Source organism: Jatrophihabitans sp. (assembly GCF_036389215.1).
In the GTDB taxonomy this organism is placed as follows: domain Bacteria; phylum Actinomycetota; class Actinomycetes; order Mycobacteriales; family Jatrophihabitantaceae; genus Jatrophihabitans_A.
The window spans coordinates 1-25,692 of the sequence record NZ_DASVQG010000175.1 but is presented as its reverse complement, the minus strand read 5'-3'; the positions used below and the strand labels follow the sequence as shown (position 1 = coordinate 25,692).

The window sequence follows — 25,692 nt, the reverse complement described above, 5'->3', positions numbered from 1 at the left end:
CGACGCTCACTGCTTCTCGGCAGCGAGCTACTTCTTGGCAGCGAGCTACTTCTCGTCAGGGAGCTACGTCCCGGCACGCACTACTTCTTGGCAGCGAGCTTGAGGTCCCGGCGCAACTCCTGCGGCAAGGCGAAGACCAGCCGCTCCTCGGTGTGGGCAACCTCGACCAGATCGCTCCAACCCCGGGCGGCCAGCCACTCGGCTACCTCGCGCACCAGCACCTCGGGCACCGAAGCGCCTGAGGACAGCCCGACGGTGCTCACCCCGGCCAGCCATTCGGGCTGGATCTGCTCGGCGTTGTCGATCAGGTAGGCCTGCCCAGCGCCGGCGGCCCTGGCGACTTCGACCATCCGCACCGAGTTGGAGGAGTTCACCGAGCCCACCACCAGGAACAGCTCCACCTGCGGGGCGATCGCCTTCACCGCGGCCTGCCGGTTCTGGGTGGCGTAGCAGATGTCATCGCTCGGCGGCGACTGCAGCAGCGGGAACTTCTGCCGCAGCGCGGCCACCGTCTCCATCGTCTCGTCGACCGACAACGTGGTCTGGGAGAGCCAGACCACCCGTTCGGGATCGCGGACCTCGACGTTGGCCACGTCGGCCGGTCCGTCCACCAGGGTGATGCTCTCCGGCGCCTCACCCGTCGTGCCGACCACCTCCTCGTGACCCTGGTGGCCGATCAGCACGATGTCGTAGTCCTCGGCGGCGAACCGGCGGGCCTCGTGGTGGACCTTGGTGACCAGCGGGCAGGTCGCATCGATCGCCCGCAGGTTGCGGCTGGCTGCCTCGGCATGCACCTCGGGCGCGACCCCGTGCGCGGAGAACACCACGATCGAGCCCTCGGGAACCTCGTCGTTCTCCTCGACGAAGACCGCGCCGCGGGCTTCCAGCGAGCGCACCACATGCAGGTTGTGCACGATCTGCTTGCGGACGTAGACCGGCGCGCCGTAGTGGTCCAGGGCCTGCTCGACCGTCTGGACGGCGCGGTCGACCCCAGCGCAATACCCGCGGGGTTTGGCCAGCAGGACCCGCTTGGCAGGCACGGACGGTGACGCGGCGTCGGACATGGTCCCGATTCTACGGACCGGCAGGGACCGGCACGGACCGCGGCCCGCGCGTCAGGGGGGCCACGCTCGCGCACCGCCGTGCGGTGGTGCAGGCTGGGGGTATGCCGAAAATCCCGACCCCGATCAGAGCAGCCCTCGGCCTCGCCGCCACCGCCGTGGACGAGGCGCGCAAGCTGCCCGAGACGCTGCCCCAGGCTGTCACCACCGTTCCGGTGATGGCGGTATCCAGCGCCATGCAGGCCTCGCTGAAGGTGCAGCAGCACATCGCCATGCTGGCCGCCCGCGGTGACGAGGTTCTCAGCCAGCTGCGGGGTAGCTCTGCCGAACCGCCCAGCTGGGCAACCTTCGACGACGACTCCCCCGCCGGTGGCAACAACGGTGACGCCCAGCCCGCGAAGGCAGCATTCGACCGGATCGACTACGCCAGCACCGGCTTCGCCGAGGGTGCGGAAGGCGACGAGGACAGGGGCCGCTGGGACGCCGTGGGCGCCGGCGCCCAGCCGGAGCCCGAGGCGGTCCTCGACTCCTCCCTCGACTCCTCCCTCGATGCCGTGCTGCTGCTTCCCGACCTCACCCCGGCTGATGACGAATCTGACGTCACTGCGACGCCGCCGAGCGCTGCCGGCCCCACCCCGCCCGCCCCCGGCCTGGCCGAAGCCGTGTCGGCTCCCGATCTGCCGCCAAACCCGGCCCAGGCAGACCGGGCCCCCTCTACCCCGGCCAAGGCCGGTGCCAAGAAGGCCGGCCCGGTAAAGAGCGGCCCCGCAAAGGTCAGCCCCGCCAAGGACGGCCCCGCCAAGGACGCTGCGAAGAAGGCCGGCCCGGCCAAGAGCAGCCCGGCTGGCCCGGCCAAGGCTGGCCCGGCAAAGAGCAGCCCGGCCAAGGCGGGTCCGGAGAAGGCGGCCAAGCGGGCCGGCCGCAAGGCCCCTGATCACGAACCGCTGGAGGAGGCGGCCAGAAAGGCCAAGCCCTCTCCGGTCCCCAATCCGTCGACGATGGCCGCTGAGATCCTGCAAGCCCACGAAGCCGCTGCCGACGACGAGTGAGCAAGCTGGAATCCAGTCCTGAGGCGCCACTGCCGTTACGGCGGATCAGCCAGGCCATCTCGGACTGGATCGGCCGCCTCGGCGAGGTCTGGGTGGAGGGCCAGGTCGCGCAGTTCGTCCGCCGACCTGGCGTCTCCACGTACTTCCTGACGCTGCGCGATGTCGATGCCAACATCTCCATCCAGGTGACCTGCCACCGGTCGGTACTGGTGGAGCCGCTGGCCGAAGGCACTCGGGTGGTGCTGCGGGCCCGGCCGGACTTCTACGCCGAGCGCGGCACGCTGAGCCTGCGGGCGACCGAGATCCGGCAGGTCGGGCTGGGCGAGCTGCTGGCCCGGATCGAGCGGCTGAAGCAACTGCTGGCCGCGGAGGGGCTGTTCGCGGCACACCGCAAGCAGCGGTTGCCGTTCCTGCCCCGGCGGATCGGGCTGATCACCGGGCGGGCCAGCGCCGCCGAACGGGACGTGGTGGAGAACACCCTGCGCCGGTTGCCGGGCGCGGTCTTCGCGATCGAGAACACCGCCACCCAGGGCAGCACCGCCGTCACCGAGATCATCGCCGCGCTACGCCGGCTGGATGCCCGCGCCGACGTGGACGTGATCGTGATCGCCCGGGGCGGCGGCAGCGTCGAGGATCTGCTGCCCTTCTCCAACGAGGGCCTGCTGCGTGCGGTGTCGCAGCTGCGCACCCCGGTGGTGAGTGCCATCGGCCACGAGACCGACCAACCGTTGCTGGATCTGGTGGCCGACCTGGCGGTGTCCACGCCGACGGACGCGGCGAAACGGATCGTCCCCGACCTGCAGGCCGAACTGGACCAGCTCGCCGATGCCCGAGGCCGGCTGCGTGCCAGCGTGCACCGCCGGCTGGACACCGAGGACCAGCTGATGGCGGGCCTTCCGCAACGGCTGCGGCAGGCGGTCGGCAGGCTGATCTCGGCAGGCGCCCAGGAGTGCGAGCGGGCGGTGCACCGCAACCGGAACACGCTGAGCGGCCTGCTGCAGCTGGCCGAGGCCGACATCGGCCAGCTGCTGGCCAGGGTGGTCAGCCTGTCACCGCAGGCGGTGCTCAACCGCGGCTACGCCGTGCTCTGGAACTCCGACGGCGAGTTGGTGCGGGCCGCCAGCCAGACCTCGCCGGACCAGCTGCTGCAGGCTCGGGTGGCCGACGGTGAGTTCTCGGTGGTAGTCGCGAGCAGCGGGGTTACCAGCAGCGCCACCGGCAGCGCCACCAGCGGCGGAGCCACCGGCAACGTCACCGGCAGCCGGACCGGCGGCGGCTAACCTTGCCTGCGATGAGCGAGAACCCCGAACCCGAGATCAGCTACGAGACGGCTCGCGCCGAACTGCGCGACATCGTGCAGGCGCTGGAGAGCGGCGGGCAGCCGTTGGAGGAATCGCTGTCGCTGTGGCAGCGCGGCGAGGAACTCGCCGGCATCTGCCAGCGGTGGCTCGACGGTGCCCGGGCACGCCTGGACGCGGCGATCGCGGCCACCGACGACCGCGGCTGACCCGCAGAACCGGCCAGCTGACACGCCAGAACCGGCCAGCTGACCCGCCAGAACCGGCCAGCTGACCCGCACTACCGGCCAGCTCAGTGCACGGAACCGGCCAGCTCGGCGAGTTCGGGCTGTGACGCGCTGCCGGTGACGATCACGGTCACCTTGCCGAAGGTGTGGCGCAGCAATCGCCGCCCGGCCCGGGTGTCGTACTGCTGCCAGCTGGCGCCGCCGATGGACGTCGTGCCATCGGCGGCCAGCGGGCCGTAGTGGGCGGCAACGGCGTCCGATGCGTCGGCGCTCTGGAACAGCTCGGCATACTTCCCGGCCGGGCTGACATATCCGATCCGGAAGCTGGCCGGTGCCGACGGGCCGGCCGGCACCAGCTCCGTCGAGGTCGGCCGCCAGCGCTCCCCCAACCCGCTGGGTGCCAGCACCGGGAAGCCGGCCTGCTGCTGGGCGGCCGCGATCGCCGGTGCCGGGTCGATGACGTGCACACCGTCGGAGCTCTGCCCACTCGGGCGGTTCAGCAGCACCAGCAGCACGGCGATCACCAGCAGCGGGATCAGCGCCCGCCACAGGTTGGCCGGGGTACGCAGCCGTTGCCGATCGGCCGGGTTCAGCGGACGGGTCACCCGTCCATGGTCACCGGTAGCCGAATGGAACCGGTAAGCAGGGGTCCGAGCCATCGCTCCGGTGCCCCTGCGACGAGCAGATCGCCGCCTGGACCGCGCAGCCTGTCAGATGCGCGGTCGGTCGACGCCGAGGCTAAGGTCTTGCTCACGAAGCCCACCGCCGCCGCGGACGTCGAGAAAGGCCAGCCGAATGACTGACCCCGCACCGTCCGAGCACCGCACCGACTCGGCCGGTCTGGTCCCCCCGGAACTGGCCGTCAGCCGCCAGGCACCGGACCGCAACCTCGCCCTGGAGCTGGTCCGGGTCACCGAGGCCGCCGCGATGGCCGCCGCTCGCTGGGTCGGCCGCGGTGACAAGAACGGCGGGGACGGCGCGGCTGTCGATGCCATGCGCACCCTGATCGGCACCGTCTCGATGGACGGCGTGGTCGTCATCGGCGAGGGCGAGAAGGACCACGCCCCGATGCTCTACAACGGTGAGCGGGTGGGCGACGGCACCGGCCCGGAGTGCGACGTCGCGGTGGACCCGATCGACGGCACGACCCTGATGGCCAAGGGGATGCCCAATGCGATCGCGGTGATCGCGGTGGCCGAGCGGGGCTCGATGTTCGACCCGTCCGCGGTGTTCTACATGGAGAAGATCGCCACCGGGCCCGAAGCCGCCGACGTCATCGACATCACCGCGCCGGTGAAGGCCAACATCGCCAAGGTCGCCAAGGCCAAGGGCGGCAGGCCTGAGGACGTCACGGTGGTGATCCTGGACCGCCCCCGGCACGCCGACCTGGTGGCAGCCGTGCGGACAGCGGGCGCCCGGATCAAGTTCATCACCGACGGCGACGTGGCCGGCGCGATCATGGCCGCCCGGGCCGGGACCGGCGTCGACCTGCTGCTGGGCATCGGCGGCACCCCGGAGGGGATCATCGCCGCCGCGGCGCTGAAGTGCATGGGCGGGGCGATCCAGGGCCGGCTCTGGCCGCAGAACGCCGAGGAACGCCAGAAGGCCAAGGACGCCGGGCACGACCTGTCCCGGGTGCTCACCACCGCCGACCTGGTGGCCGGTGAGGACGTCTTCTTCTGCGCCACCGGCATCACCGACGGCGAGCTGCTCTCCGGGGTCCGTTACGACCGCGGCGCGGTGGCCACCTCCTCGATCGTGATGCGGTCGAAGTCCGGCACCATCCGGGTGGTCGAGTCCCTGCACCAGCTGTCCAAACTTCGCGCGTACGCCTCGGTGGACTTCGACCGCAACTAGGCTGGCACCCTCAACCGCCCGGCGCACCCAGGAAACGGCCCACGCGGCGCTACCCAGGAAGAAGGCATCATGCTCTGCGTCACCATGAACGACATTCCGGGCTGGGAGATCCAGCGCGTCTGCGGCGAGGTGTTCGGGGTGACCGTGCGCTCGCGCAACGCCTTCTCCCAGATGGGAGCCGGCTTCAAGTCCTTGGTCGGTGGCGAGTTGCAGGGCATGACCCGCAACGTGCTGCAGAGCCGCAACGAGGCGATGACCCGGCTCTTCGCCGAGGCCCAGGCCCGCGGCGGCAACGCCCTCGTCGCGATGCGGTTCGACACTACTGAGCTGGGCGGAAATTGGAGTGAGATCTGCGCGTACGCGACTGCCGTGGTGGCGGTTCCGGTGACCGAGGCCGCCAAGCAGACGGCGCTGCAGCTGGGCTACGGCCAGCCGGGTCAGGCGGGACCGGGTCAGGGCATGCCGGGTCAGGCGGGACCGGGTCAGGGCATGCCGGCTCAGGCGGGACCCGGTCAGGGCATGCCGGGTCAGGCGGGTGAGGGCATGCCAGGTCAGGGCATGCCGGCTCAGCAGGGTTGGGACTACCAGGGCGCCCAGCAGGCCGGCGCCCAGCAGGCCGGCGCCCAGCAGGCCGGTGACCAGGGCTGGCGCCAGCCCCAGAACGAGCAGTAACCGCCCGCCCGGGCGTTAGTCCGGCCACAGCCACAAGCTTGCGGCCGGCCTTGCTGGCTAGGCTCTGCGCAGGAGATGTCGTCACGGCAGTGACGCCGCACGCAGGGGAGCCACCGGCTGATGTCTGAGCAGTCCATCCAGCACCCGAGCCCGCAGTACCCGGACGGCTCGCACGCACCGCACGGGCAGGCGCCGGATTCCGCTGGCGGGCCCTACCGGATCGAGAAGGACTCGATGGGCGAGGTCCAGGTTCCGGCCCAGGCCAAATGGCGCGCTCAGACCCAGCGGGCGGTGCAGAACTTTCCCATCTCGGGTCAGCCGATCGAGCGGGAACTGATCGCGGGACTCGCCCTGATCAAGGGCGCGGGTGCCCGGATCCGGGCCGAGCGCGGGCTGCTCGAGAAGACCAAGGCCGACGCCATCGCCGCGGTGGCGGCCGAGGTCGCCCGGGGCGACTGGGACGCCGAGTTCCCGATCGACGTCTTCCAGACCGGCTCGGGCACCTCCTCCAACATGAACGCCAACGAGGTGCTGGCGTCGCTGGCCTCGGAGAGGCTGAGCGCGGCTGGTCCGGTTTCGGTGCATCCCAACGACGACGTCAACGATCCGCTGTCCTCCAACGACCAGTTCCCGTCAGCCATCCACGTCGCCGCCACCAAGGGGGTGGTCTCGGACCTGATCCCGGCATTGCGGCACCTGGCTACGGCACTGGAGGCCAAGGCGGCCGAGTTCGCCACCGTGGTGAAGTCCGGCCGGACCCACCTGATGGACGCCACCCCGGTGACCCTCGGCCAGGAGTTCGCCGGCTATGCCGCCCAGGTCCGCTACGGCGTCGAGCGGGCGCAGGCCTGCCTGCCCCGGGTGGCCGAGTTGCCGCTCGGTGGCACCGCGGTGGGCACCGGCATCAACGCCCCGGCCGGGTTCGCCGCGGACGTGATCGCCCTGATCGCCGCCGAGACCGGCCTGCCGCTGACCGAGGCGCGTGACCACTTCGAGGCCCAGGGCGCCCGGGACGGGCTGGTGGAGCTGTCTGGCGTGCTGCGCACGGTCGCGGTCAGCCTGAACAAGATCAGCAACGACATCCGGTGGATGGGTTCCGGCCCGCGTACCGGGCTGACCGAGCTGTACCTGCCCGACCTGCAGCCGGGCTCCTCGATCATGCCCGGCAAGGTCAATCCGGTGCTGTGCGAGGCGGTCTGCCAGGTGGCGGCCCAGGTCATCGGCAACGACGCGGCGGTCGCCTTCGCCGGCGCGGCCGGCAACTTCGAGCTGAACGTGATGCTGCCGGTGATGGCGCGCAACGTGCTCGAGTCGATCCGGCTGATCGCCAACGTGAGCAACGTCTTCGCCGACAAGTGCGTGGCCGGCATCGAGGCCAATGTCGAGCGGTGCCGGGAGTATGCCGAGTCCTCACCCTCGATCGTCACGCCGCTCAATCACTACGTCGGCTACGACGAGGCGGCCAAGATCGCCAAGCAGTCCCTCGCCGAGCGCAAGACCATCCGCGAGGTGGTGATCGAGCGCGGCCATGTCCGGTCCGGGGCGATCACCGAGGACAAGCTCGACGAGGTGCTCGACGTGCTGTCGATGACCCGCCCCGCCGGCCAGCCGTAACAGCCGGCGCTGGAGGACACAGCCGCAGGACAGGAGGCCGGATGCACGTCTACGACGGTATCGACAGCACGCTGGCGACGTGGTTGACGAGCCAGCCGGTCTTCTTCGTCGGCACCGCGCCGCTGGGCGGTGACGGCCATGTCAACGTCTCGCCCAAGGGCATGGCCGGCACCTTCGCGGTCTTCGACCAGTACCGGGTCGGCTATCTGGACTACTACGGCTCGGGCTCGGAGACCATCGCCCACCTGCGCGAGAACGGCCGGATCACCCTGATGTTCGCGGCCTTCGACGGCCGGCCGAACATCGTCCGGCTGTATGGCAAGGGCCGGGTCGTGCTGAGTCAGGACGCGGAGTTCGAGTCGCTGCGGCCCCACTTCAGCAAGCAGCGGACCGTCGCGCAGCGCGCCATCGTGATGGTGGACCTGGACCGGGTGAGCGACTCCTGCGGGTACGCGGTGCCGCTGATGGACTTCGTCGCCGACCGCTCGGTGCTGGACCTGCGGCAGGAGAAGAAGGGCGCCGCGGCGTACCGGGCCTATCCCGAGAGCACGAACGCCGAATCCATCGACGGCCTGCCGGCGCTCGGCGACATCGCCGACCGGGCTCGCGAGCCGCTCGGCTGAGTCGCGCGGCCCTACAGGCTGACATCCTCCAGCAGCTCGGTGACCAGCGCCGCGATCGGGGAGCGCTCGGACCGGGTGAGGGTGACGTGGGCGAACAGCGGGTGCCCGCGCAGTGCCTCGATCACCGCGGCCACCCCGTCGTGCCGGCCGACCCGCAGGTTGTCGCGCTGGGCCACGTCGTGGGTCAGCACCACCCGTGAGCCCTGCCCGATCCGCGACAGCACCGTCAGCAGCACGTTGCGCTCCAGTGACTGCGCCTCGTCGACGATCACGAAGGAGTCGTGCAGGGACCGGCCGCGGATGTGGGTCAGCGGCAGCACCTCGACCATCCCGCGGTCCAGCACCTCTTCCATGACGTTCTTGCTGATCAGCGCGCCCAGGGTGTCGAAGACCGCCTGCGCCCAGGGCGCCATCTTCTCGTTCTCGCTGCCGGGCAGGTAGCCGAGGTCCTGGCCGCCCACGGCATACAGCGGCCGGAAGACCACCACCTTCTTGTGCGCCCGGCGCTCCATCACCGCGTCCAGGCCCGCGCACAGCGCCAGCGCCGACTTGCCGGTACCGGCCCGCCCGCCCAGCGACACGATGCCCACCTCAGGGTCGAGCAGCAGGTCCAGCGCGATGCGCTGCTCGGCCGAGCGCCCTCGCAGGCCGAACGCCTCGCGGTCACCGCGCACCAGCCTCAACTTCTTGTCGGCGGTTACCCGGGCCAGCGCCGAGCCGCGCGCCGAATGCAGCACCAGGCCGGTGTGGCAGGGCAACTCCGCCACCTTCAGCAGCTCGTCGGTCTCGGCTGCATCGACCCGGTCGGCGTTGTAGAGCGAGTCGATGACGTCGGTGGACACGTCGATCTCGGCCATGCCGGTCCAGCCGGAATCGATGCCCGGATGCACCCGGTACTCATCGGCCGAGAGCCCGACGGCGGCCGCTTTGACCCGCAGCGGCATGTCCTTGGTCACCAGCACCACATCGCGGCCCTCGTTGGCCAGGTTCAGCGCCACCGCGAGGATCCGGGAGTCGTTGCTCTCCACCCGGAACCCGGCCGGCAACAGGGCCAGGTCCGAGTGGTTCAACTCGACATGCAGCGTGCCGCCGTCCTCGCCCACCGGCACCGGCGCATCGAGGCGGCCGTGCTTGATCCGCAGGTCATCCAGGGCGCGCAGCGTCTCGCGGGCGAACCAGCCCAGTTCGGGATGGTGGCGCTTGCCCTCCAGCTCACCGATCACCACCAGCGGCAGCACCACATCGTGCTCACCGAACCGGGCCAGCGCGCCGGGATCCGACAGCAGTACCGAGGTGTCCAGGACGAAGGTCTTGACGACCGGGCCAGCCGCCTCAGCGGCAGTGGCGGAAGTGGCGCGAGCGTTGGTCACATGGGCTCCTGAGCGCTACGGCATCGTGGCGTACGCGACACCGTGGGCAGGCGTGGCACCAACGCCTGCCGCTGTCGAGGTTCGGTCATCTCCCATGGTACGGGGGCGATGCCGTCCCCCACTGGCGTTTAGCCACCGTCAAGGGACCTCCCGGGCGGCCGGCCTGGTGGTCCGAGCGCCTGTCACGGACGCTACGGCGGCTGGAGGGCCGCCGCCTCGCGCCACGCCGCAGCCGGCGCCTATCGGGGTGCGGGTTGCCTGGGCCTGGCCTCAACTGGCCTCGACTGGCCTCAACCGCCCTCAGCTGCCGAAGCGGCGCTGCCGTTCGGAGAAGTCCCGCAGCGCGCGCAGGAAGTCGGTCTTGCGGAAGTCGGGCCAGAGGGCGTCGCAGAAGTAGAACTCCGAATGCGCCGACTGCCACAGTAGGAACCCCGACAGCCGCTGCTCGCCCGAGGTCCTGATCACCAGGTCGGGGTCCGGCTGGCCCTTGATGTAGAGATGTTCGGCGATGTGCTCGACGTCGATGATCTCTGCCAGCTCTTCGATGGAGGTGCCGGCCTGCGCCTGCGACTGCAACAACGAGCGCACCGCGTCGGCGATCTCGCGGCGACCGCCGTAGCCGACCGCCAGATTGACGGTCATGCCGGTCTTGCCCACCGAGCGCTCGGCGGCGGTCTTGAGGGCCTCGGCGGTGCTGGCCGGCAGGGTGTCCAGAGCGCCGACGACATTGACCTGCCAGGGCTGGTCCGGCGCGGACAGCTCCTCGGCGACGTTGGCGATGATGCGCAGCAGCGGGCCGACCTCAGCAGGGTCGCGGTGCAGGTTGTCGGTCGAGAGCAGCCAGAGGGTGACGTGCTGGACGCCGGCCTCGGCGCACCAGGCGAGCAGGTGGTCGATGTGGCTGGCTCCCACCACGTGACCGTGGTTGACGTCCTCCAGCCCGGCGGCCCGGGCCCACCGCCGGTTGCCGTCGAGCATCACGGCGACGTGCCTGGGCACCGGACGCCCGGCCAGCGCCTTGAGCAGCCGGCGCTCGTAGAGCGAGTAGAGGCCGCCGCGGACAGTCACAAATCAACCCTAGACCCGCAGGTCGTGCGCGTCAGCAATCTCGGAGTAGGCGCGCGGGCCGTAGGCAGCACGGCCGGCCTCGGTCACTCAAGCCAGGACTACAAATCACTCTTTCCGAACATAGCTGTCAGTGCTTATGATCGAGGCACCCCTGACGTGGGAGCGCTCTCACGGGGTCTGGAGTTCGGATACCGATCTCCCCGCACCTCCTTCCCAGAGAGGTTCTGCCCGTGTCGATTCTCAGCTTCGGCGTCCCCGCAACCAGCCGCCGCAGGTGGCCGGCCGTCCTGATCAGCGCGCTGGCGTTGGTGCTACCCCTGACCTCGTCCGGCCTGCTGGCAGCCGCCACCGCGGCCGTGCCGGCGCCACCCGCCGGATGGACGACCGTGTTCAGTGACGACTTCACCGCCGGCGCCGGTTCGGCGTTGGACTCCTCGAAGTGGCTCTACGACCTGGGCACCGGCTATCCCGGTGGTGCGCCGAACTGGGGCACCGGTGAGGTCGAGAGCAACACCAACAGCACCGCCAACGTCTACCAGGACGGCGCCGGGCACCTGGCGATCAAGCCGATCCGGGACGCCGCCGGGCGCTGGACGTCCGGCCGGGTGGAAACCCAGCGCACCGACCTCGCCGCACCGGCCGGCGGCGTGCTGCGGGTCGCCGCCTCGATCCAGCAGCCCAACGTCACCACCAGCAACGGCGCGGGGTACTGGCCGGCTTTCTGGATGCTGGGCGAGGCGGCCCGTCCGGTCGGTGCGACGAACTGGCCCGGCATCGGCGAGATCGACATCATGGAGGACATCAACGGCCGCAGTTCGGAGTTCGCGACGCTGCACTGCGGCACCAACCCGGGCGGGCCGTGCAACGAGAGCACCGGGATCGGCAGCGGCGAGCGAGCCTGCACAGGGTGCCAGACCGCGTTCCACACCTACGCGATGGAGTATGACCGCTCGGTCACCCCCGAGCAGATCCGCTATTACCTCGACGGCGCGAACTTCTTCACCATCAGCGCCACCCAGGTCGATGCCACCACCTGGAACAACGCGACCCATCACGGCTTCTTCCTGATTCTCAACGTCGCGATCGGGGGCGGTTTCCCGGCGGCGTTCGGTGGCGGCCCGACCGCAGCGACCGTGTCCGGCCAGCCGATGCTCGTGGACTACGTTGCCGCGTACACCAAGGGCAGTTCCTCCGGTGGCGGAACCGGCGCCACCTCGACGATCCAGGCGGAATCCTTCGCGGCCCAGGCCGGCACGACGACCGAGGCGTGTGCCGACACCGGGGGCGGCCAGGATGTCGGTTACATCAGCAACGGTGACTGGCTGCAGTACAACAGCGTCAATTTCGGTTCCACCGGGTTGCGCACGATCAACGCGCGGGTTGCCAGCGGGGCCGCCTCCGGCGTCAGCGGGATCATCGAGGTGCACCTCGACGCCTTGACCAACCCGGCCATCGGCACCTTCTCGGTCGGCAACACCGGCGGCTGGCAGAGCTGGCGGACGGTACCGGGCGGCATCAGCAGCACCACCGGCACTCACACCGTCTACCTCAAGTTCGTCACGGGTTCCGGGCAAGACTTCGTCAACCTGAATTGGTTCACCTTCAGCTGAGCATGAGATGCCCGGAAAAACCGCTACGTTAACCACGCTCGGTAATTGATTGGTAACTGAATTGCGTATTGTGTGGTTATCGTAAGGCCCTCATACTTATCCGCACGGGGAAGCTCAAAGCGGTACTTGGGGGGACTAAATACCGCAGAGGGACGCAGTACCAGCAGGGGGAAGCACTACCAGCACGGAGAGCACTACGCAGGGGGAAGCACTACCAGCGCGGGGGAAGCAGTAAAGCGCGGGGGAAGCAGTAAAGCGCGGGGGCAACGGGATGCTCCGCAGGTACCGGTACGGGACTGCCGGCTCCTGCGGAGCACCTTTTCGTGCGGCCACCGGATCACTTTGTGCGGCCACCGATCAGTTCGTGCGGCCACCGATCAGTTCGTGCGGCCACCGGATCAATCGTGGCCCGGCCCGTGACCCGGGTCCTCGTCACCGGACAGATTCCCGACGTGCGAGACGTTCTCGACCTGACCGTCGGCCGGTGGCTCGCGGTCGATGATCAGCCAGTAGCCGGCTGCCACCAGGCAGAGCGCGCCGAACAGCAGGTCCATCGGATCGGCGGCTGAGAGATACCGGAAACCGAACGCCACGGCGGCGACCAGCGCGAAGCCACCGACCAGCCATCGAAAGCCGGGAGGCTGCGTCCGCATCATGGATTCAGGCTAAGCGCTTCGCTCGCCACCTCGGCTCAGTGCCGCCAGCAATTCGGCCACCGTGCCGACCGGACGCTCGCAGACGAATCCACGGCAGACATAGGCGGCGGGCTCCCCCGCCAGCAGCGGGCGATTGGCGAGCAGGGGCAGGCCCGCAGCGTCAGGCTCGCCGAAGCCCAGGACCAGCCCCGGCGAGGTGCTGTTGCGGGCGGCCGTCAGCAGGCCGTGGGCCACCGGACCGGACCCGACGATGGCCACCTGCAGCGGGCCGGCGCAGGCCGCTTCGGCGACGGCGAGGGTCCAGCCGGCGAACCGGGGCTCCCGTGCGGCCAGCTCGCCGGCGGCAGCGATCGCCGCGTCGGCGGCCTCCCGGTGCCGGGTCGAGCCGGTGAGCGCGGAATAGCTGAGCAGGGCACCGGCCACTGCCGACTGCCCGGACGGCGAGGCGTTGTCGGATGCGTCCCGCGGCCGGCTGAACAGCGTCTCGGCATCATCGGCGGTGTCGTAGAAGCCGCCTTGGCCATCGCCGAACCGGGTCAGCGCCACCTCCAGCAGCTGCCCGGCCGACTCCAGCCAGCGCGGGTCGGCGGTGGCCTGGTGCAGGGCCAGCAATCCCTCGGCGAGGTCGCCGTAGTCCTCGGCCACGCCCATCGCGTCGCTGATCGAACCCGCCCGGGACGAGCGGTGCAACCGGCCCTCGACCAGATGCCGGCTCAGCAGGAAGTCGGCGCACTCCTGCGCGCCGGCAAGGTAGGCCGGCCGTTCCAGCAGCACGCCGGCCTCGGCGAGCGCGGCGATCGCCAGGCCGTTCCAGGCGGTGATCGCCTTGTCGTCACGAGCAGGTTGCGGGCGTTCGTTGCGGGCGGCGAGCAGCCGGGCACGGACGCCGGCCCACCACCTGCGGTCGCGCGGATCGGTACGCAGCCGCAGTGTCGAGCTGCCCAGTTCGAAGGTGCCCTGAGCGGTGACGCCGAGCAGCCCGGCCGCGGCGGCGCCGTCCGCCTCGCCGAGCACCTCGGTCAGCTGTTGCGGAGTCCAGGCGTAGGTCAGGCCCTCGACGCCTTCGGTGTCGGCGTCCAGCGCCGAGGCGAAGACGCCCTCTTCGGTGCGCAGGTCGCGCAGCAGGAATTGCGCGGTCTCGTGCGCGACCCGCTCGGCCAGCGGCGACCGGGTGGCCCGCCACAGGTGCAGGTAGACCCGCAGCAGCTGTGCATTGTCGTAGAGCATCTTCTCGAAGTGCGGCACGATCCATTCGGCATCGACGGAGTAGCGGGCGAAGCCGCCGGCCAGCTGGTCATAGATCCCGCCCCGGGCCATCGCCTCGCAGGTGCCCTGAACCTGCTCCAAGGCCTCAGCGGAGCCGGTGCTGGCGTAATGGCGCAGCAGGAACTCCAGCACCATGGACGGCGGGAACTTCGGCGCGGACCCGTAACCGCCGTTGGCCCGGTCGTAGTGCTGGCCCAGCCGGGCAGCGGCCTGCTCCAGTTCGGTCGGGCCGAGCGCCCGCGCGTCGCCCGATACCAGCGCCGTCTGCAACGCCCGCACGATCCTGCTACTGGTGGCCAGCACCTCGTCCTGCCGCTCGGTCCAGGCCTGCGTGACCGCGTCCAGCAACCGCAGGAACCCTTCCTTGGGGAAGTAGGTTCCGCAGAAGAACGGCTCACCGGACGGCGTCAGCAGGCAGGTCATCGGCCACCCACCGTGCCCGGTCATCGCCGTGGTGGCAGCCATGTAGATCGCGTCGATGTCCGGCCGCTCCTCGCGGTCGACCTTGATCGCCACGAACCGGTCGTTGAGCACCGCCGCGACCTCGTCGTCCTCGAAGGACTCGTGCGCCATCACGTGGCACCAGTGGCAGGCGGCGTATCCGACACTCAGTAGCACCGGGACGTTCCGGCGGCGGGCTTCGGCGAATGCCTCCTCACACCACGGCCACCAGTCCACCGGGTTGCCGGCATGCTGGGCAAGGTAGGGGCTCGTCGCATCGGCCAGCCGGTTGCTCACGTCGGTTCTCCTTTTGCGCCGGTGGGAGCGGCGCTGGGTCCACGCTATGCCAGCGCACGGCCAGCCCCAACCGCGCCGAAGGTCCGGCGGCCCATTCGGGTTGACGTAGCTCAGCCGAGTTGCGCTCGCACACCCCAGCCGGCCGACCACGGCACTCCCGGCTCCAGCACGATCAGATCGGCACCGGAGTTGAACGCGTCCGGCCCGCAGGTCATCGCCTCCACCGCGAGGCCGCGACGCAAGCGCTCGGAGTCCGGCTCGAAGTAGTCGGAGGTGTAGATCTGCCACCAGGTGAAGTCCGGCTCCGCCCAGATGGTCACGGCGGATCCGCGGCACGTCAGCACCGCCGAGCTGATCACGTGGAAGTCCGGCATCACCGCCGTGAACGCGGTATCCAGCCGGAGCCCACCCAGTGGCCGCGGCTCGGTGAAGTCCAGTTCCGAGTTCCCGGTCGGCCGCAGCGCCACCGGCAGCAGGTTCGAGTCGGTTTCCAGCCACTGCCCGGCCGGCAGCGTCAGGTCCAGGTCGTCCACCCGGGCACCGGGCAGCCGGAAGAACGGGTGGGTCGCCACCCCGAAGGGCGCCGACTCCAGCCCGGTGTTCAGCGCGCCGAGCTGGCAGCGCAGACCGTCGGCTGACAGCGACCAGGTCACCGTGACCCGCAGCTCGAACGGATAACCGGCGCTGGGCGCGATCGGGACGCTGAGCGTGACCGCGTCGGTGCCGACGGAGTCGGCCTGCCAGAGCACGTCGCTGACCAGGCCGTGCAGTGCCGCGCCGGTCGACGGCTCGGTGACCGGCAGCTGGTACTGCTGGCCGTTCCAGGTCCACCGGCCGTCGCGGATCCGGTTGGGCCAGGGGGCCAGCACGGCACCGTTGAAGGCCGGCGGCAGTTCGTCGTCGGCGAACCCGTCCACGATGTCGATGCCGTCCACCGTGTACGTCTGCAGCGCGCCACCCCGCTGGACGACCGAGGCCCGCTGGGCGCCGTACTCCAGATCCCATCGCTGACCGTTGATCGTCATGACGGTGTTCCTCTCGGCGCTGCGTTCCGGCTCTGCTCCCATCAAACCTACTGGCGCGGCCGGCCGCGGCCGGTGACCGGTCTCGTTTGACAGGATGGGCAGGTGCCGCACCAGCTCGACACCGCCGAGGAGCTGCCGGCCGAGCTGCGGCGGCGCGGCCTGGCACGGGGCGGCCTGCTCGCGCTGAGCCTGGTGCCCGATCGCGGGCTGGGCATCGCCGAGCCGGCCGGCGGCCGGTGGGCGCTGGCCACCCCTGAGCCCGCCGCGGTGGTGGCCCGGCTCGAGCAGGAATTCCGGCCGCGCTGGGTGTGGTGGTCCCAGCAGACACCGATCGAGCTGACCCGCGCGGGCGTCCGGGTGGCAACCTGCTGGGACCTGGTCGCGGTGCACCGGTTGATCTTCGGCGGCTGGAACGGTGACCCGGCGCTGATCTGGGCCGCCCTGCACGATCTCGACCCGGCCTCGGCACCGGGCACCGGGCAGCTCGACCTGTTCGGCGATGCCGGCGACGAGGGCACCGACCCGGAGGAGCCGGTCCGGCCCGATCTCTACCTTCGCCCGGAATGGGCCGGCGGCGGCTGGGCACGCGATCCGTTGCGGCTGGCCAGGTGGGCGCAGACCGCGCTGCGGGCCACCGAGCTGCAACAGCGGCGGCTGGCCGCGGTGCCGGCCGCCGGGGACGTGCTCGCCACCGCACGCTCGGAATCGGCCGCCGAGCTGCTGTGCGCCGAGCTGACCGTGGACGGCCTGCCGATCGACCTGGCCCGCGCCGAGCAGATCATCGCCTCGTTCGCCGGCCCCCGGCCGCGGGACGCCGAGGACGCCGGCCTGCTGCGCGAGCGCCGCGACAGCGCGGTGTTGCACCTGCTGCCCAGCTCCGACGGGATAGACCTGCGCAACCCCGCCCAGGTCCGCACCATGCTGGCCCGGGTCGGCATCGACGTCCCGGACACCCGGTCCTGGCGGCTGGAGCGGTTCCTCGGCGCCCATCCGGTGGTGGAGGCGCTGCTGGCCTGGCGCAAGGCCGAGCGGATCGCCACCACCTTCGGCTATGACTGGCTGGCCCGCAATGTCGGCCCGGATGCCCGGCTGCGCGGTGCCTGGAGCGGTTCCGACGGTGCCGCCGGGCGGATGACCGCCCAGGCCGGGTTGCACAACCTGCCAGCCGACCTGCGGCCGGCGGTGGCGGCTTCGGCCGGACAGGTGTTCGTCCGGGCCGACCTCGGGCAGATCGAGCCGCGGGTGCTCGCCGCGATCTCCGGCGACCGGTCGCTGGCCAAGGCCACCCAGGACGATGACCTGTACGCCCCGGTGGCCGGCCGGCTCGGCGTCGACCGGCCGACCGCGAAGATCGCGGTGCTGGCGGCGATGTACGGCCAGACCTCCGGCGCCGCCGGCCAGGCGCTGCAAGGCATGGAGTCGGCCTACCCGGTGGCGATGCGCTACCTGCGGGAGGCCTATGACGCCGGCCGGGCCGGGCGATCGGTACGCACCTACGGCGGCCGGTTGGTGCGGATGTGGCCGACGCCGCCCAACCTGGACGCCGAGCAGGAACGCTCGGCCGTCGCCAGCCGGGGCCGGTACGCCCGCAACGCGGTGGTGCAGGGAGCGGCGGCCGAACTGTTCAAGGCCTGGGCGGTGACCGTCCGGGCCCGCGGGCTGGGATTGCAGGCCCGGGTGGTGCTCTGCCTGCACGATGAGTTGCTGGTCCAGGTGCCGGCCGAGCACGGGCCGGCGGTCCGGCAGCTGCTGACCGACTGCCTGCAGGAGGCCGCGGCGCGCTGGGCACCGGATGACTCGGTGCGCTTCGTCGCCGACGTCAGCGTGATCGGGCGCTGGTCGGAGGCGAAGGACTGATCGGGCGCTGGTCGGAGGCGAAGGACTGACCGTGGACCGCTCAGGTGGCGGCGATGAAGTCCGACAGCACCTCGACGAACCGCTGCGCGGAATGGTGATGCGGCTGGTGGGTGGAACCCGGGAAGATCTCCAGGGTGCTGTTGCGCAGGTGGGCGTGCGTCTCGTGCGCGTGCGCCACCGGCACCACCGGGTCGCGCTCGGACCAGACGATCAGGGTGGGCAGGTCCAGTCGGACATCCTCGAGCTCCAGCAGCGAACCGCGTTGCCCGAACGGGTCGATCGCCATCTTCAGGGTCAGGAAGAAGGCGGCCCGGCCCGGCGGCGAGGCCAGTCCGCGGCCCGCCCGGCCGAGGTTGGCCACCACGTCCGGGCTGAGCCGCAGCGAGCGGTGCAGCCGGGGCCGGCTGTAAAGGGCGGCGGTGCGGGAGTTGACCACCAACCGCACCAGGCTGTGCGCGCCGGGCAGGGTGGCAGCCCGCAGCACCGGATGTACCCGCCGCCCCAGGCCGCCGGCTGAGACCAGCACCAGCCGCCGCACCAGCTCCGGTTGGTCATGGGCCAGCCGCATCGCCACCGCGCCGCCGAATGAGTGCCCGGCCACGGTCACCTCCCGGGCGTCCAGTTCGGTGAGCAGCGTCGCCAGGCTGTCGGCGAAATCGACGAGCTGGTACCCGTCCGCCGGCTTGTCGGAGTCACCGTGGCCCAGCAGGTCCGGCGCGAGCACCCGGTAACCCCGCTCGGCGAGTCGCTCGGCAGCCCGGGCCCAGGTGGTGCTGTCGGAGACCATGCCGTGGATCAGCAGCACCACCGGGCCATCGACCGGGCCGAGGTCCTGGTAGGACAGCAGCCTGCCCTGGTGCCTGATCACACCGCGCTGGGCCACCGGCACATGATGCCTGATGGACCGGCGTTCTTACCCGGTGAGTCAGATTCGGAGGCTGTCACCAGTCCTTGCAGGACCGCTGTCGGTTCCGGCCGACGTCAGGGGTGATAGCCGGCGATGTCGGCGATCAGGTCAGCACCGCCGGAGGTGAACAGGCACACCTGCCCACCGCTGCCGATCGGCACCGTCACCAAGTTCGGGCTGGTCTGGCCCGCGACCAGATTCAAGTTCGACGCCAACGGCCGGGCGCTGCCACACGGCCACACCGTCACATACCCGGTGCCCGCGTTGGTAGCCGTCACATTCAGCACCACCGCAGCCGCATCAACGGGCACTGCCGCAGCCCCCGCCCCCACCACCGTCAAAGGCACCGTCGCCCCGGCAACCGGCCGAGCACCGGTGTAACCCCGCTGCCCAGCACCCGCCCTGGTATCCAACAACCGCTCCGGCCGCACCGGCACGAAGTCCTGGTACAGCTTCGGCAAGGGCAGATCCTGCCGCGCCAGTGTCACTTCCGAATCGGCTAGCTGAGGTATGCCGTCAGCGTCCACCCCGGCTACCTCGATCGTGTGGATTCCGTCCGGGACGCTCGAGGGCACGTTGAAGGTCCCCTGGGCGTGGCCGTTGTCATCGGTGAGCAGATCACCCAAGTCCACGGGGTCTGAATGGAGGCCGACGTGCACCACGGTGTTCGGTGACAGGTCTGAGACATTCACGCTGAGTTGGCAACTTGTCGAGGCGCATGCCGGCTGCAGGCATGTCACGCCACACATCCCGATCGGTTGGCCGTCGACGCCGCCCACGACTACGTGCACGCTGTTTGCGGGCGGTGCGATGGTCGGGTCAGGCGCGGGGTTGGCGAAGGTCAGATGAGCTTTGCCATCTGTGTAATGCGCGAGGAAGTACTTGGCGATGGCGTCGTGGGCCTTCTGGTTCGGATGGAATGACTCGGTCGCGATGTGCAAGAAGTTGTCGCTGCCGAGACGAAGCCCGTTTATCCATGGATCCGAAGTGCAGATCTCATGTCCTCGGGTTACCTGCTCGATCGGCATATACGTCACCCCGGCCGTAGCCGCGGCATCGGCGACAGCCTGATTGAGAGCCGGCAGCAGCGTTTCCTCCGCCCACGTCCGCTCACTCTCATCCAGCTCATACAGCGGGCCGTGCAAACCGATGCAGCTCAAGGACGGATTGAGCACACTGGGATATCCATAGGTCAGGACAGCCGCATCGGGGAACGCTGCTCTCACGTTGCTGAATGTCGTGACCAGCCTCGGGTACACGATATTGTCGATCTTGGTCAGCGCGTCTTGGGCGAAGTAAGGGTCATCGACATCGTCGAGGCATGTCCGTCTCATGCATTTTGTGAGCAACTCCTTGAAACCCTCATCATTGCCGCCGACACCCAGGGTGACCAGTCCGACCGGCACCGCGCTCTTGTCGAGGAAGTTGGCCGCATCGACGGCTTGGACATGGCCGCCAGCGACGCCGTTGGGTGACTTCGGGTACTGCGCCACGTTGCCGCTGTCCAAGTAGCCGACGTTATATGTTCGGGCGCCGGAGCAGGCCAGGAAAATGGAGTCCTGGGCGTTGATGCCCAGCGATTGCCGCACCTGGTTGGGCCACGCGCGGCCGTGACGATGACAAAGATTCTCGTACGTGACGATGGGGCGCTTGTAGTAGTCAGGCGGCGGAGCGGCCTTGGTAATCGTGTCGCAATACGGATGGACGACGCCGTTCCCCAGGTTGGTGTTCTGGAAGTACGTGCCTTTATGCATGTCGGTGCCGCAGTCGTAGTAGAGGTTCTTCTCGGGCACCAGTCCTTCACCGGAAGTGAAGGAGTCACCTAACGCGACCATGCGGCCCGGGGCGCTGAGTGGCGCGTTGTTCGTGTTGATCTCGACGTTGTCAATGGCGAAACCGTACGGTTCGTCAAGAACCGCACTGATCCGCACCGAAGCGATCCCGCGGGCGGGCAGGCGTACCGTGTTGATACCTTCCGCATTGGCGCGAGCGGATCCGAGCGGGCTCCCGTCGGCGGCGTAGTAGTCCAGCTCCACCGAATTCGAATTGTTGATATAGCCAACATCCAGCTGAATGCCATTTGCGGTACTGGGTAGCTGCGTCCCAGGTTCAACGATTCTCATTGTTATGTCACCGGTGAACCGCGGGCTGCCGCTCAGCACAGGCGATGTGGGATTGTCGTCGTCCGTAGTGATGAACGGAGTGTCGCCCCCGAAGACAACACCCCGGTCGGCGTACTGATCGGTGATCGCCGTGTCCAGGGGGTACTCGTCGAAGGTGATCGCATTGGCAACGGTCAGTGCCGACCGTGCCGATCTGATCGCTGCGTGGCCCCCCGTGCCGCCGCTCGTCGGGCTTGCGCTCGGTTGCCCCGTTGCCTCAGGCGCGAGGCCCAGGAACACGACGAGCGCCGCAGCCGAAACCACGATGGGACGACAGATCATTGGCGTGCTCGCATTCCCCCGAATTGCAGCAGCGGCCGCAACCCGACGCCACCACCTGGCAGAGCTAACCACTGTCTGCCAATCACGACAAGCCATTCACGACAAGCCATTCACCTCGACGATGCGATGCGCCGCGACAGCAGGACGCCGGCTAGGGGTGGATCGCCAGGCTGACCGCGAGGAACTGCTCCGGGGTCGCCTGCAGGACCTTCAGCCGCGGATCGGGCACGGCGAGGAACGGCGGGCTACGCAGCGGCAGCAGCGGCGCCAGCCGGGGATCGGACAGCGCGGCCTCGACGGCAGCCCTGTCCCCGCCGCAGATCAGCGCCGCCAGCCGGTTCGCTTCGGGCAGCAGGATCCGCACCGCCACCTCGGCCGCTTCGCCGAAGGCGTGTCGTGCCTGGTTGGCTCGCCGCCGGGCGAAGCGTTGCTGGGACCAGCCGCCGGCCTTGGTGGTGCCCTGGACGTAGGCCGAACCCACCTTGGACGACACGAGCTCGGAGCCGTCGAACACCCCGGCGGCGTACCCGCCCCGGCGCACCAGCAGCACGCCGATCCTTCGGGGCTGGTTCAGGTGCAGCTGCAGCGAGGTCAGCGGCCGGGACGCCTCCGGTTGCCAGGGCCGGAACGGCACCTCGATCCACACCGTCGAGCCGTCTGCCGCGCTGATCACCACCCGCTCCGGCGAGCCGTCCTGCTCGGGCGAGCCCTGCCCGAGTGCGGGATCAGGCACCAGCCAGGTCCGCAGGCTGCCGTGCCGGTCGGCGAAGCCGTCCAGCCACTTCGGCAGCCGGGCCGCCGGCACGCTCAGCCGGCGGGCGTCCTGCGGTATCGGGTACCCAACCGGCCCGGCCCGCTCAACCGGCCCGGCCCGCTCAGCCGGTTCGGGCAGCTCAGCCGGCTCAGGCTCCAACACGCTCGATCACCAGCGGCCCCCGGCTGAAGCCGGCATCGCTGCCGATGTCGAAGCCGCCGTCCAGGGCCTGCAGCGCCCGCTCGAACCGGGCCGGGTCATCGGCGTGCAACTCCAGCAGCGGTTGCCCGGCCCGCACCCGGTCACCGGGCTTGGCCAGCAGCACCACGCCGGCCCCGGCCGAGACCGGATCCTCCTTGCGGGCCCGGCCGGCACCCAGCCGCCAGGCCGCGACCCCGACCGCGTAGGCGTCCAGCCGGGTGAGCACTCCGGACGAGGGGGCGGCCAGCACCTGCCGCTCGGCGGCGACCGGCAGCTCGGCGTCCGGGTCACCGCCCTGGGCGGCGATCATCGCCCGCCAGACGTCCATCGCCCTGCCGTCGGCGAGCGCCTCGGCGGGATCGACGCCGGTGATGCCCGCACCGGCCAGCATCTCCACCGCCAGCGCCACCGTCAGCTCGACCACATCCGGCGGCCCGCCTCCGGCCAGCACCTCCACGGCCTCCCGCACTTCCAGGGCATTTCCGGCGGTCAGGCCGAGCGGCGTGTCCATGTCGGTGAGCAGGGCCACGGTGGAGGTGCCGGCCGCGGTACCCAGCGCCACCATCGTCTCGGCGAGGGCTCGGGCGTCCTGCCGGTTCTTCATGAACGCCCCGGTGCCGACCTTGACGTCGAGCACCAGGGCGGCGGAGCCCTCGGCGATCTTCTTGCTCATGATGGAGCTGGCGATCAGCGGGATCGCCTCCACGGTGCCGGTGACATCGCGCAGCGCGTACAGCTTGCGATCCGCGGGCGCCAGCTGGTCCCCCGCGGCGCAGATCACCGCGCCGACCGAGTCCAGCTGCGCCAGGAACTCGGCGTTGGACAGGTTCGCCCGCCAGCCGGGAATCGACTCCAGCTTGTCCAGGGTGCCCCCGGTGTGCCCGAGGCCGCGCCCGGACAGCTGTGGCACCGCCGCGCCCAGCGCAGCCACCAGCGGCGCCAGCGGCAGGGTGATCTTGTCACCGACGCCACCGGTCGAGTGCTTGTCGGTGGTGGGCCGGCGGACCGCCGACAGGTCCAGCCGCTCGCCGGAGGCGATCATCGCCTGCGTCCAGCGGGCCAGCTCGTCCGCTGCCATGCCGTTGAGCAGGATCGCCATGGCCAGCGCCGACATCTGCTCCTCGGCGACCACGCCCCGGGTGTAGGCGTCGATCACCCAGTCGATCTCGGCGTCGGGAATGCGCCCGCGATCGCGCTTCGTGCGGATCACGCTGACGGCGTCGAACGGTTCCGGAGGGCTGGGCGGCATGGCGGAAAGCCTCTCACGCGAGCAAGCTGCGGGTGGTGAGCGCCGGGAACCGGGTGAAGTCCCGATCCATCGTCAGCAGCGCGCGCACCCCGTGGTCCAGGCAGATCGCGGCGATCTTCCCGTCGTGCACCGCCGGTCCGGCCAGCTTGGATGCGCCCAGCAGTTGGCTGAGGGTGTGCAGGTGCAGGGGCGATTCGGCCAGCAGCCGCACGGACGGTGACTCGGCCCACGCGCCGATCTGGTCCAGGGCGATGGCCGATGGCGTTGGCCGGGCGAACAATCGAGGATCGGTCACCACCCCGTAGAACTCGTGCAAGCAGGGCCAGGGCAGCGCCCAGGACGAGCCGCCTTCGGCCAGTGACCGGACGGCCGTCACCGCCTCGGAATGGTGGATGCTGTCCGGACGGTGGGCGTACACCAGCACGTTGCTGTCGACGGCGATCATCGAAGCTGAGAGCGGAACGGTTCTGGCACCGGGTAGATCTCGTCTCGGATCCGTTCCCACCCCGCGTTCGCGAATTCCGCCGTCATGCCGCCCGCGCCGAAACTGACATCCCGGAGCGTGAAGTTCGTAGTCGTCGTCGCGGCCTCGGCCAGGAACTTGGCCAAGGCCAGTTCGACCAGGCTCTTCGTGGTGGTGCCACGCTGTTTCGCCAGTTGCTGGACCTCGCGCAGCAGCGGCTCGGAGATGTCGAAGCTGGTCTTCATACCGCTCACGGTAACGTCGATACCGCTAGCGGTATCTGCCTGTGGGCGGGGCGAAGGACGACGCTAGCTCAGCAGCACCGGCAACGACGAAACGCCCCGGATCACGAACTCGCGCCGGCGCAGCGCCCCGAGATCCTCCGTCGCCGGCCGGAGCGCGGGAAAGCGGCGCAGCAGCGTGCGCAGCGAGGTCTGCAGCTCCACCCGGGCCAGCGGCGCACCGACGCAGAAGTGGATACCGGCACCGAAGCCCAGGTGTGGGTTGTCCGCCCGGGCCACGTCCAGCCGGTCGGGGTCCTCGAACACGGCGGGATCGCGGTTGGCCGAGCCGAGCAGGGCCGCGATCTTCTCCCCGGCCCGGACCGTGATCCCACCGATCCGGGTGTCGATGATCGCGGTCCGTTCGAACAGCTGCAGCGGCGAGTCGAAGCGGATCAGCTCCTCGACCCCGCTGTCCACCAGCGATTGGCCGGCGGCCTCGGCCGCGAGCAACCGCTGCCACTGGCCGGGATGGGCGAACAGCGCCAGCACCCCGTTGCCGACCACGTTGACGCTGGCCTCGTGCCCGGCGTTGAGCAGCAGCGTGCAGGTGGTGACCAGCTCGTCCTCGCTCAACCGGGCACCGTCGGAGTCGGTCTCGGCGATCAGCGAGCTGATCAGGTCGGCCTCCGGTCGGCCGCGGCGCCGCCGCACCAGCTCGCGCAGGTAGCCGACGAACTCCCCCGCTGCCGCCTCGGCGGCGTCGCGCTGCGCCGGGCTGACCTGGTACTCATACATCTTCACGATCGCGTTGGACCACGGCCGCAACAGCGACCGATCGGACTCCGGGACGCCCAGCAGCTCGGCGATCACCTGCACCGGCAGCGGCTCGGCGAAGCCGGCGATCAGGTCCACGGCCACCCCGCCGCGGCCGGCCCCGGCCAGCGTGCCGGCCAGGCCCTCGGCCAGTTCGGCGACCCGCGGGCGCAACCGCTCGACGTGGCCACGGGCGAAGGCCGAGGCCACCAACCTGCGCAGCCGGGTATGCACCGGCGGCTCGTTCTCCAGCATCGAGTTGCGGTGGATCAGCTCGAAACCGGGCATCGGCACGTCCGGCCAGCGCGGCGTCCAGATCCGGCCCAGGCCACGGCTGCGCAGCACCGCGTTCGCCTCGGCATGCCCGAAGGCCAGCCACATGCCGGTCCCGTCATGCCACTGCACGGCGGCCCGGCGCCGGGACTCGGCGAAGTGCGGGTAGGGATCGTCGATGACCGCCGCCGACCCGAGCTCCAGCCGGCTGCTGATCACCGCCTCACCCCGGTGCCGGTTCGCTCGCCGTCTTGTCCGCCCTGGCGGCGGCGTCCAGAGCGGCCAGGTCCTGCGGGCCGAAGGCGTTGGGCAGCAGGCCCGCCACGGTGATCGGCCCGCCCTCGGCGGCAACCAGCATCTGCGGGCCGCCATG

At 70.2% G+C, this 25,692-nt stretch carries 22 protein-coding genes and 1 pseudogene; 9 read left to right on the top strand and 14 right to left on the bottom strand.

From position 1 onward, the window contains the following. Positions 1-80: 80 nt before the first annotated feature. Positions 81-1,064: a 4-hydroxy-3-methylbut-2-enyl diphosphate reductase gene (locus VF542_RS09115; RefSeq protein ID WP_408651387.1), complete on the bottom strand. Its 984-nt coding sequence runs from the start codon at positions 1,062-1,064 to the stop codon at positions 81-83. Positions 1,065-1,165: 101 nt separating this feature from the next. On the opposite strand from VF542_RS09115, the gene VF542_RS09110 reads away from it, so the two are divergent. From VF542_RS09110 to VF542_RS09100, 3 genes are read left to right on the top strand one after another with little or no spacing between them, the layout of a single operon-like run. Next, positions 1,166-2,110 carry a hypothetical protein gene (locus VF542_RS09110; RefSeq protein WP_408651386.1) on the top strand — a complete coding sequence of 315 codons (945 nt, stop codon included), beginning with the start codon at positions 1,166-1,168 and terminating at the stop codon, positions 2,108-2,110. Beyond that, complete coding sequence (gene xseA / locus VF542_RS09105) at positions 2,107-3,390, top strand: exodeoxyribonuclease VII large subunit (RefSeq protein WP_408651385.1); 1,284 nt, start codon at positions 2,107-2,109, stop codon at positions 3,388-3,390. Before VF542_RS09110 ends, xseA begins: the two co-directional genes overlap by 4 nt. An 11-nt stretch (positions 3,391-3,401) precedes the next feature. Next, a complete protein-coding gene (locus VF542_RS09100; protein WP_408651384.1) occupies positions 3,402-3,617 on the top strand; it encodes an exodeoxyribonuclease VII small subunit in 216 nt (71 codons plus the stop codon). An 83-nt stretch (positions 3,618-3,700) separates the two neighbouring features. Here VF542_RS09100 and VF542_RS09095 read toward each other — a convergent pair whose 3' ends face one another. Further along, positions 3,701-4,240, bottom strand: a complete 540-nt coding sequence (locus VF542_RS09095; protein WP_408651383.1) for a DUF4245 domain-containing protein — start codon at positions 4,238-4,240, stop codon at positions 3,701-3,703. Positions 4,241-4,430: 190 nt separating this feature from the next. On the opposite strand from VF542_RS09095, the gene glpX reads away from it, so the two are divergent. From glpX to VF542_RS09075, 4 genes and pseudogenes are all read left to right on the top strand, one after another. After that, positions 4,431-5,492: a class II fructose-bisphosphatase gene (gene glpX, locus VF542_RS09090; protein ID WP_408651382.1), complete on the top strand. Its 1,062-nt coding sequence runs from the start codon at positions 4,431-4,433 to the stop codon at positions 5,490-5,492. A 69-nt stretch (positions 5,493-5,561) separates the two neighbouring features. Next, positions 5,562-5,933 (top strand): annotated as a pseudogene (locus VF542_RS09085) (YbjQ family protein); the annotation flags it as partial. A gap of 351 nt (positions 5,934-6,284) precedes the next feature. Next, positions 6,285-7,778: a class II fumarate hydratase gene (locus VF542_RS09080; RefSeq protein ID WP_408651381.1), complete on the top strand. Its 1,494-nt coding sequence runs from the start codon at positions 6,285-6,287 to the stop codon at positions 7,776-7,778. A 41-nt stretch (positions 7,779-7,819) separates the two neighbouring features. After that, a complete protein-coding gene (locus VF542_RS09075; protein WP_408651380.1) occupies positions 7,820-8,401 on the top strand; it encodes a pyridoxamine 5'-phosphate oxidase family protein in 582 nt (193 codons plus the stop codon). An 11-nt stretch (positions 8,402-8,412) separates the two neighbouring features. Here VF542_RS09075 and VF542_RS09070 read toward each other — a convergent pair whose 3' ends face one another. Further along, positions 8,413-9,771 carry a PhoH family protein gene (locus VF542_RS09070; protein ID WP_408651379.1) on the bottom strand — a complete coding sequence of 453 codons (1,359 nt, stop codon included), beginning with the start codon at positions 9,769-9,771 and terminating at the stop codon, positions 8,413-8,415. Between the two features lie 300 nt (positions 9,772-10,071). Beyond that, positions 10,072-10,839 carry an isoprenyl transferase gene (locus VF542_RS09065; RefSeq protein ID WP_408651378.1) on the bottom strand — a complete coding sequence of 256 codons (768 nt, stop codon included), beginning with the start codon at positions 10,837-10,839 and terminating at the stop codon, positions 10,072-10,074. A 230-nt stretch (positions 10,840-11,069) separates the two neighbouring features. On the opposite strand from VF542_RS09065, the gene VF542_RS09060 reads away from it, so the two are divergent. Next, positions 11,070-12,449, top strand: a complete 1,380-nt coding sequence (locus VF542_RS09060) for a glycoside hydrolase family 16 protein (RefSeq protein ID WP_408651377.1) — start codon at positions 11,070-11,072, stop codon at positions 12,447-12,449. Positions 12,450-12,847: 398 nt separating this feature from the next. Here VF542_RS09060 and VF542_RS09055 read toward each other — a convergent pair whose 3' ends face one another. From VF542_RS09055 to VF542_RS09045, 3 genes are all read right to left on the bottom strand, one after another. Next, positions 12,848-13,105 (bottom strand): hypothetical protein, encoded by a 258-nt coding sequence (locus VF542_RS09055; protein WP_408651376.1) that lies wholly within the window; start codon positions 13,103-13,105, stop codon positions 12,848-12,850. A gap of 9 nt (positions 13,106-13,114) precedes the next feature. Further along, positions 13,115-15,109, bottom strand: coding sequence for a thioredoxin domain-containing protein (locus VF542_RS09050; protein ID WP_408651375.1), 1,995 nt, complete (start codon positions 15,107-15,109; stop codon positions 13,115-13,117). A 110-nt stretch (positions 15,110-15,219) separates the two neighbouring features. Next, positions 15,220-16,134 (bottom strand): aldose 1-epimerase family protein, encoded by a 915-nt coding sequence (locus VF542_RS09045; protein ID WP_408651374.1) that lies wholly within the window; start codon positions 16,132-16,134, stop codon positions 15,220-15,222. Positions 16,135-16,236: 102 nt separating this feature from the next. Between VF542_RS09045 and VF542_RS09040 the strand changes: the two genes are divergently transcribed. Further along, entirely contained in the window at positions 16,237-17,991 is a 1,755-nt protein-coding gene (locus VF542_RS09040; RefSeq protein WP_408651373.1) for a DNA polymerase, read from the top strand. 40 nt (positions 17,992-18,031) lie between these two features. On the opposite strand, the gene VF542_RS09035 is transcribed toward VF542_RS09040, so the two are convergent. From VF542_RS09035 to VF542_RS09005, 7 genes are all read right to left on the bottom strand, one after another. Then, positions 18,032-18,874, bottom strand: coding sequence for an alpha/beta fold hydrolase (locus VF542_RS09035; RefSeq protein ID WP_408651372.1), 843 nt, complete (start codon positions 18,872-18,874; stop codon positions 18,032-18,034). Between the two features lie 98 nt (positions 18,875-18,972). Next, positions 18,973-21,324, bottom strand: coding sequence for a GDSL-type esterase/lipase family protein (locus VF542_RS09030; protein WP_408651371.1), 2,352 nt, complete (start codon positions 21,322-21,324; stop codon positions 18,973-18,975). 169 nt (positions 21,325-21,493) lie between these two features. Then, the gene (locus VF542_RS09025) at positions 21,494-22,258 is read right to left on the bottom strand and encodes an acVLRF1 family peptidyl-tRNA hydrolase (RefSeq protein ID WP_408651370.1); all 765 of its coding nucleotides are present in this window, start codon (positions 22,256-22,258) and stop codon (positions 21,494-21,496) included. Continuing rightward, positions 22,245-23,546 carry a thymidine phosphorylase gene (locus tag VF542_RS09020; protein WP_408651369.1) on the bottom strand — a complete coding sequence of 434 codons (1,302 nt, stop codon included), beginning with the start codon at positions 23,544-23,546 and terminating at the stop codon, positions 22,245-22,247. Before VF542_RS09020 ends, VF542_RS09025 begins: the two co-directional genes overlap by 14 nt. Positions 23,547-23,559: 13 nt before the next feature. Beyond that, on the bottom strand, positions 23,560-23,991 hold the full coding sequence (locus VF542_RS09015) for a TA system VapC family ribonuclease toxin (protein WP_408651368.1): 432 nt from the start codon (positions 23,989-23,991) through the stop codon (positions 23,560-23,562). Then, a complete protein-coding gene (locus tag VF542_RS09010) occupies positions 23,988-24,254 on the bottom strand; it encodes a DUF2191 domain-containing protein (protein WP_408651367.1) in 267 nt (88 codons plus the stop codon). The genes VF542_RS09015 and VF542_RS09010 overlap by 4 nt, the downstream gene beginning before the upstream one ends. A gap of 63 nt (positions 24,255-24,317) precedes the next feature. Then, positions 24,318-25,538 carry a cytochrome P450 gene (locus VF542_RS09005; protein WP_408651366.1) on the bottom strand — a complete coding sequence of 407 codons (1,221 nt, stop codon included), beginning with the start codon at positions 25,536-25,538 and terminating at the stop codon, positions 24,318-24,320. Positions 25,539-25,692: the final 154 nt, after the last annotated feature.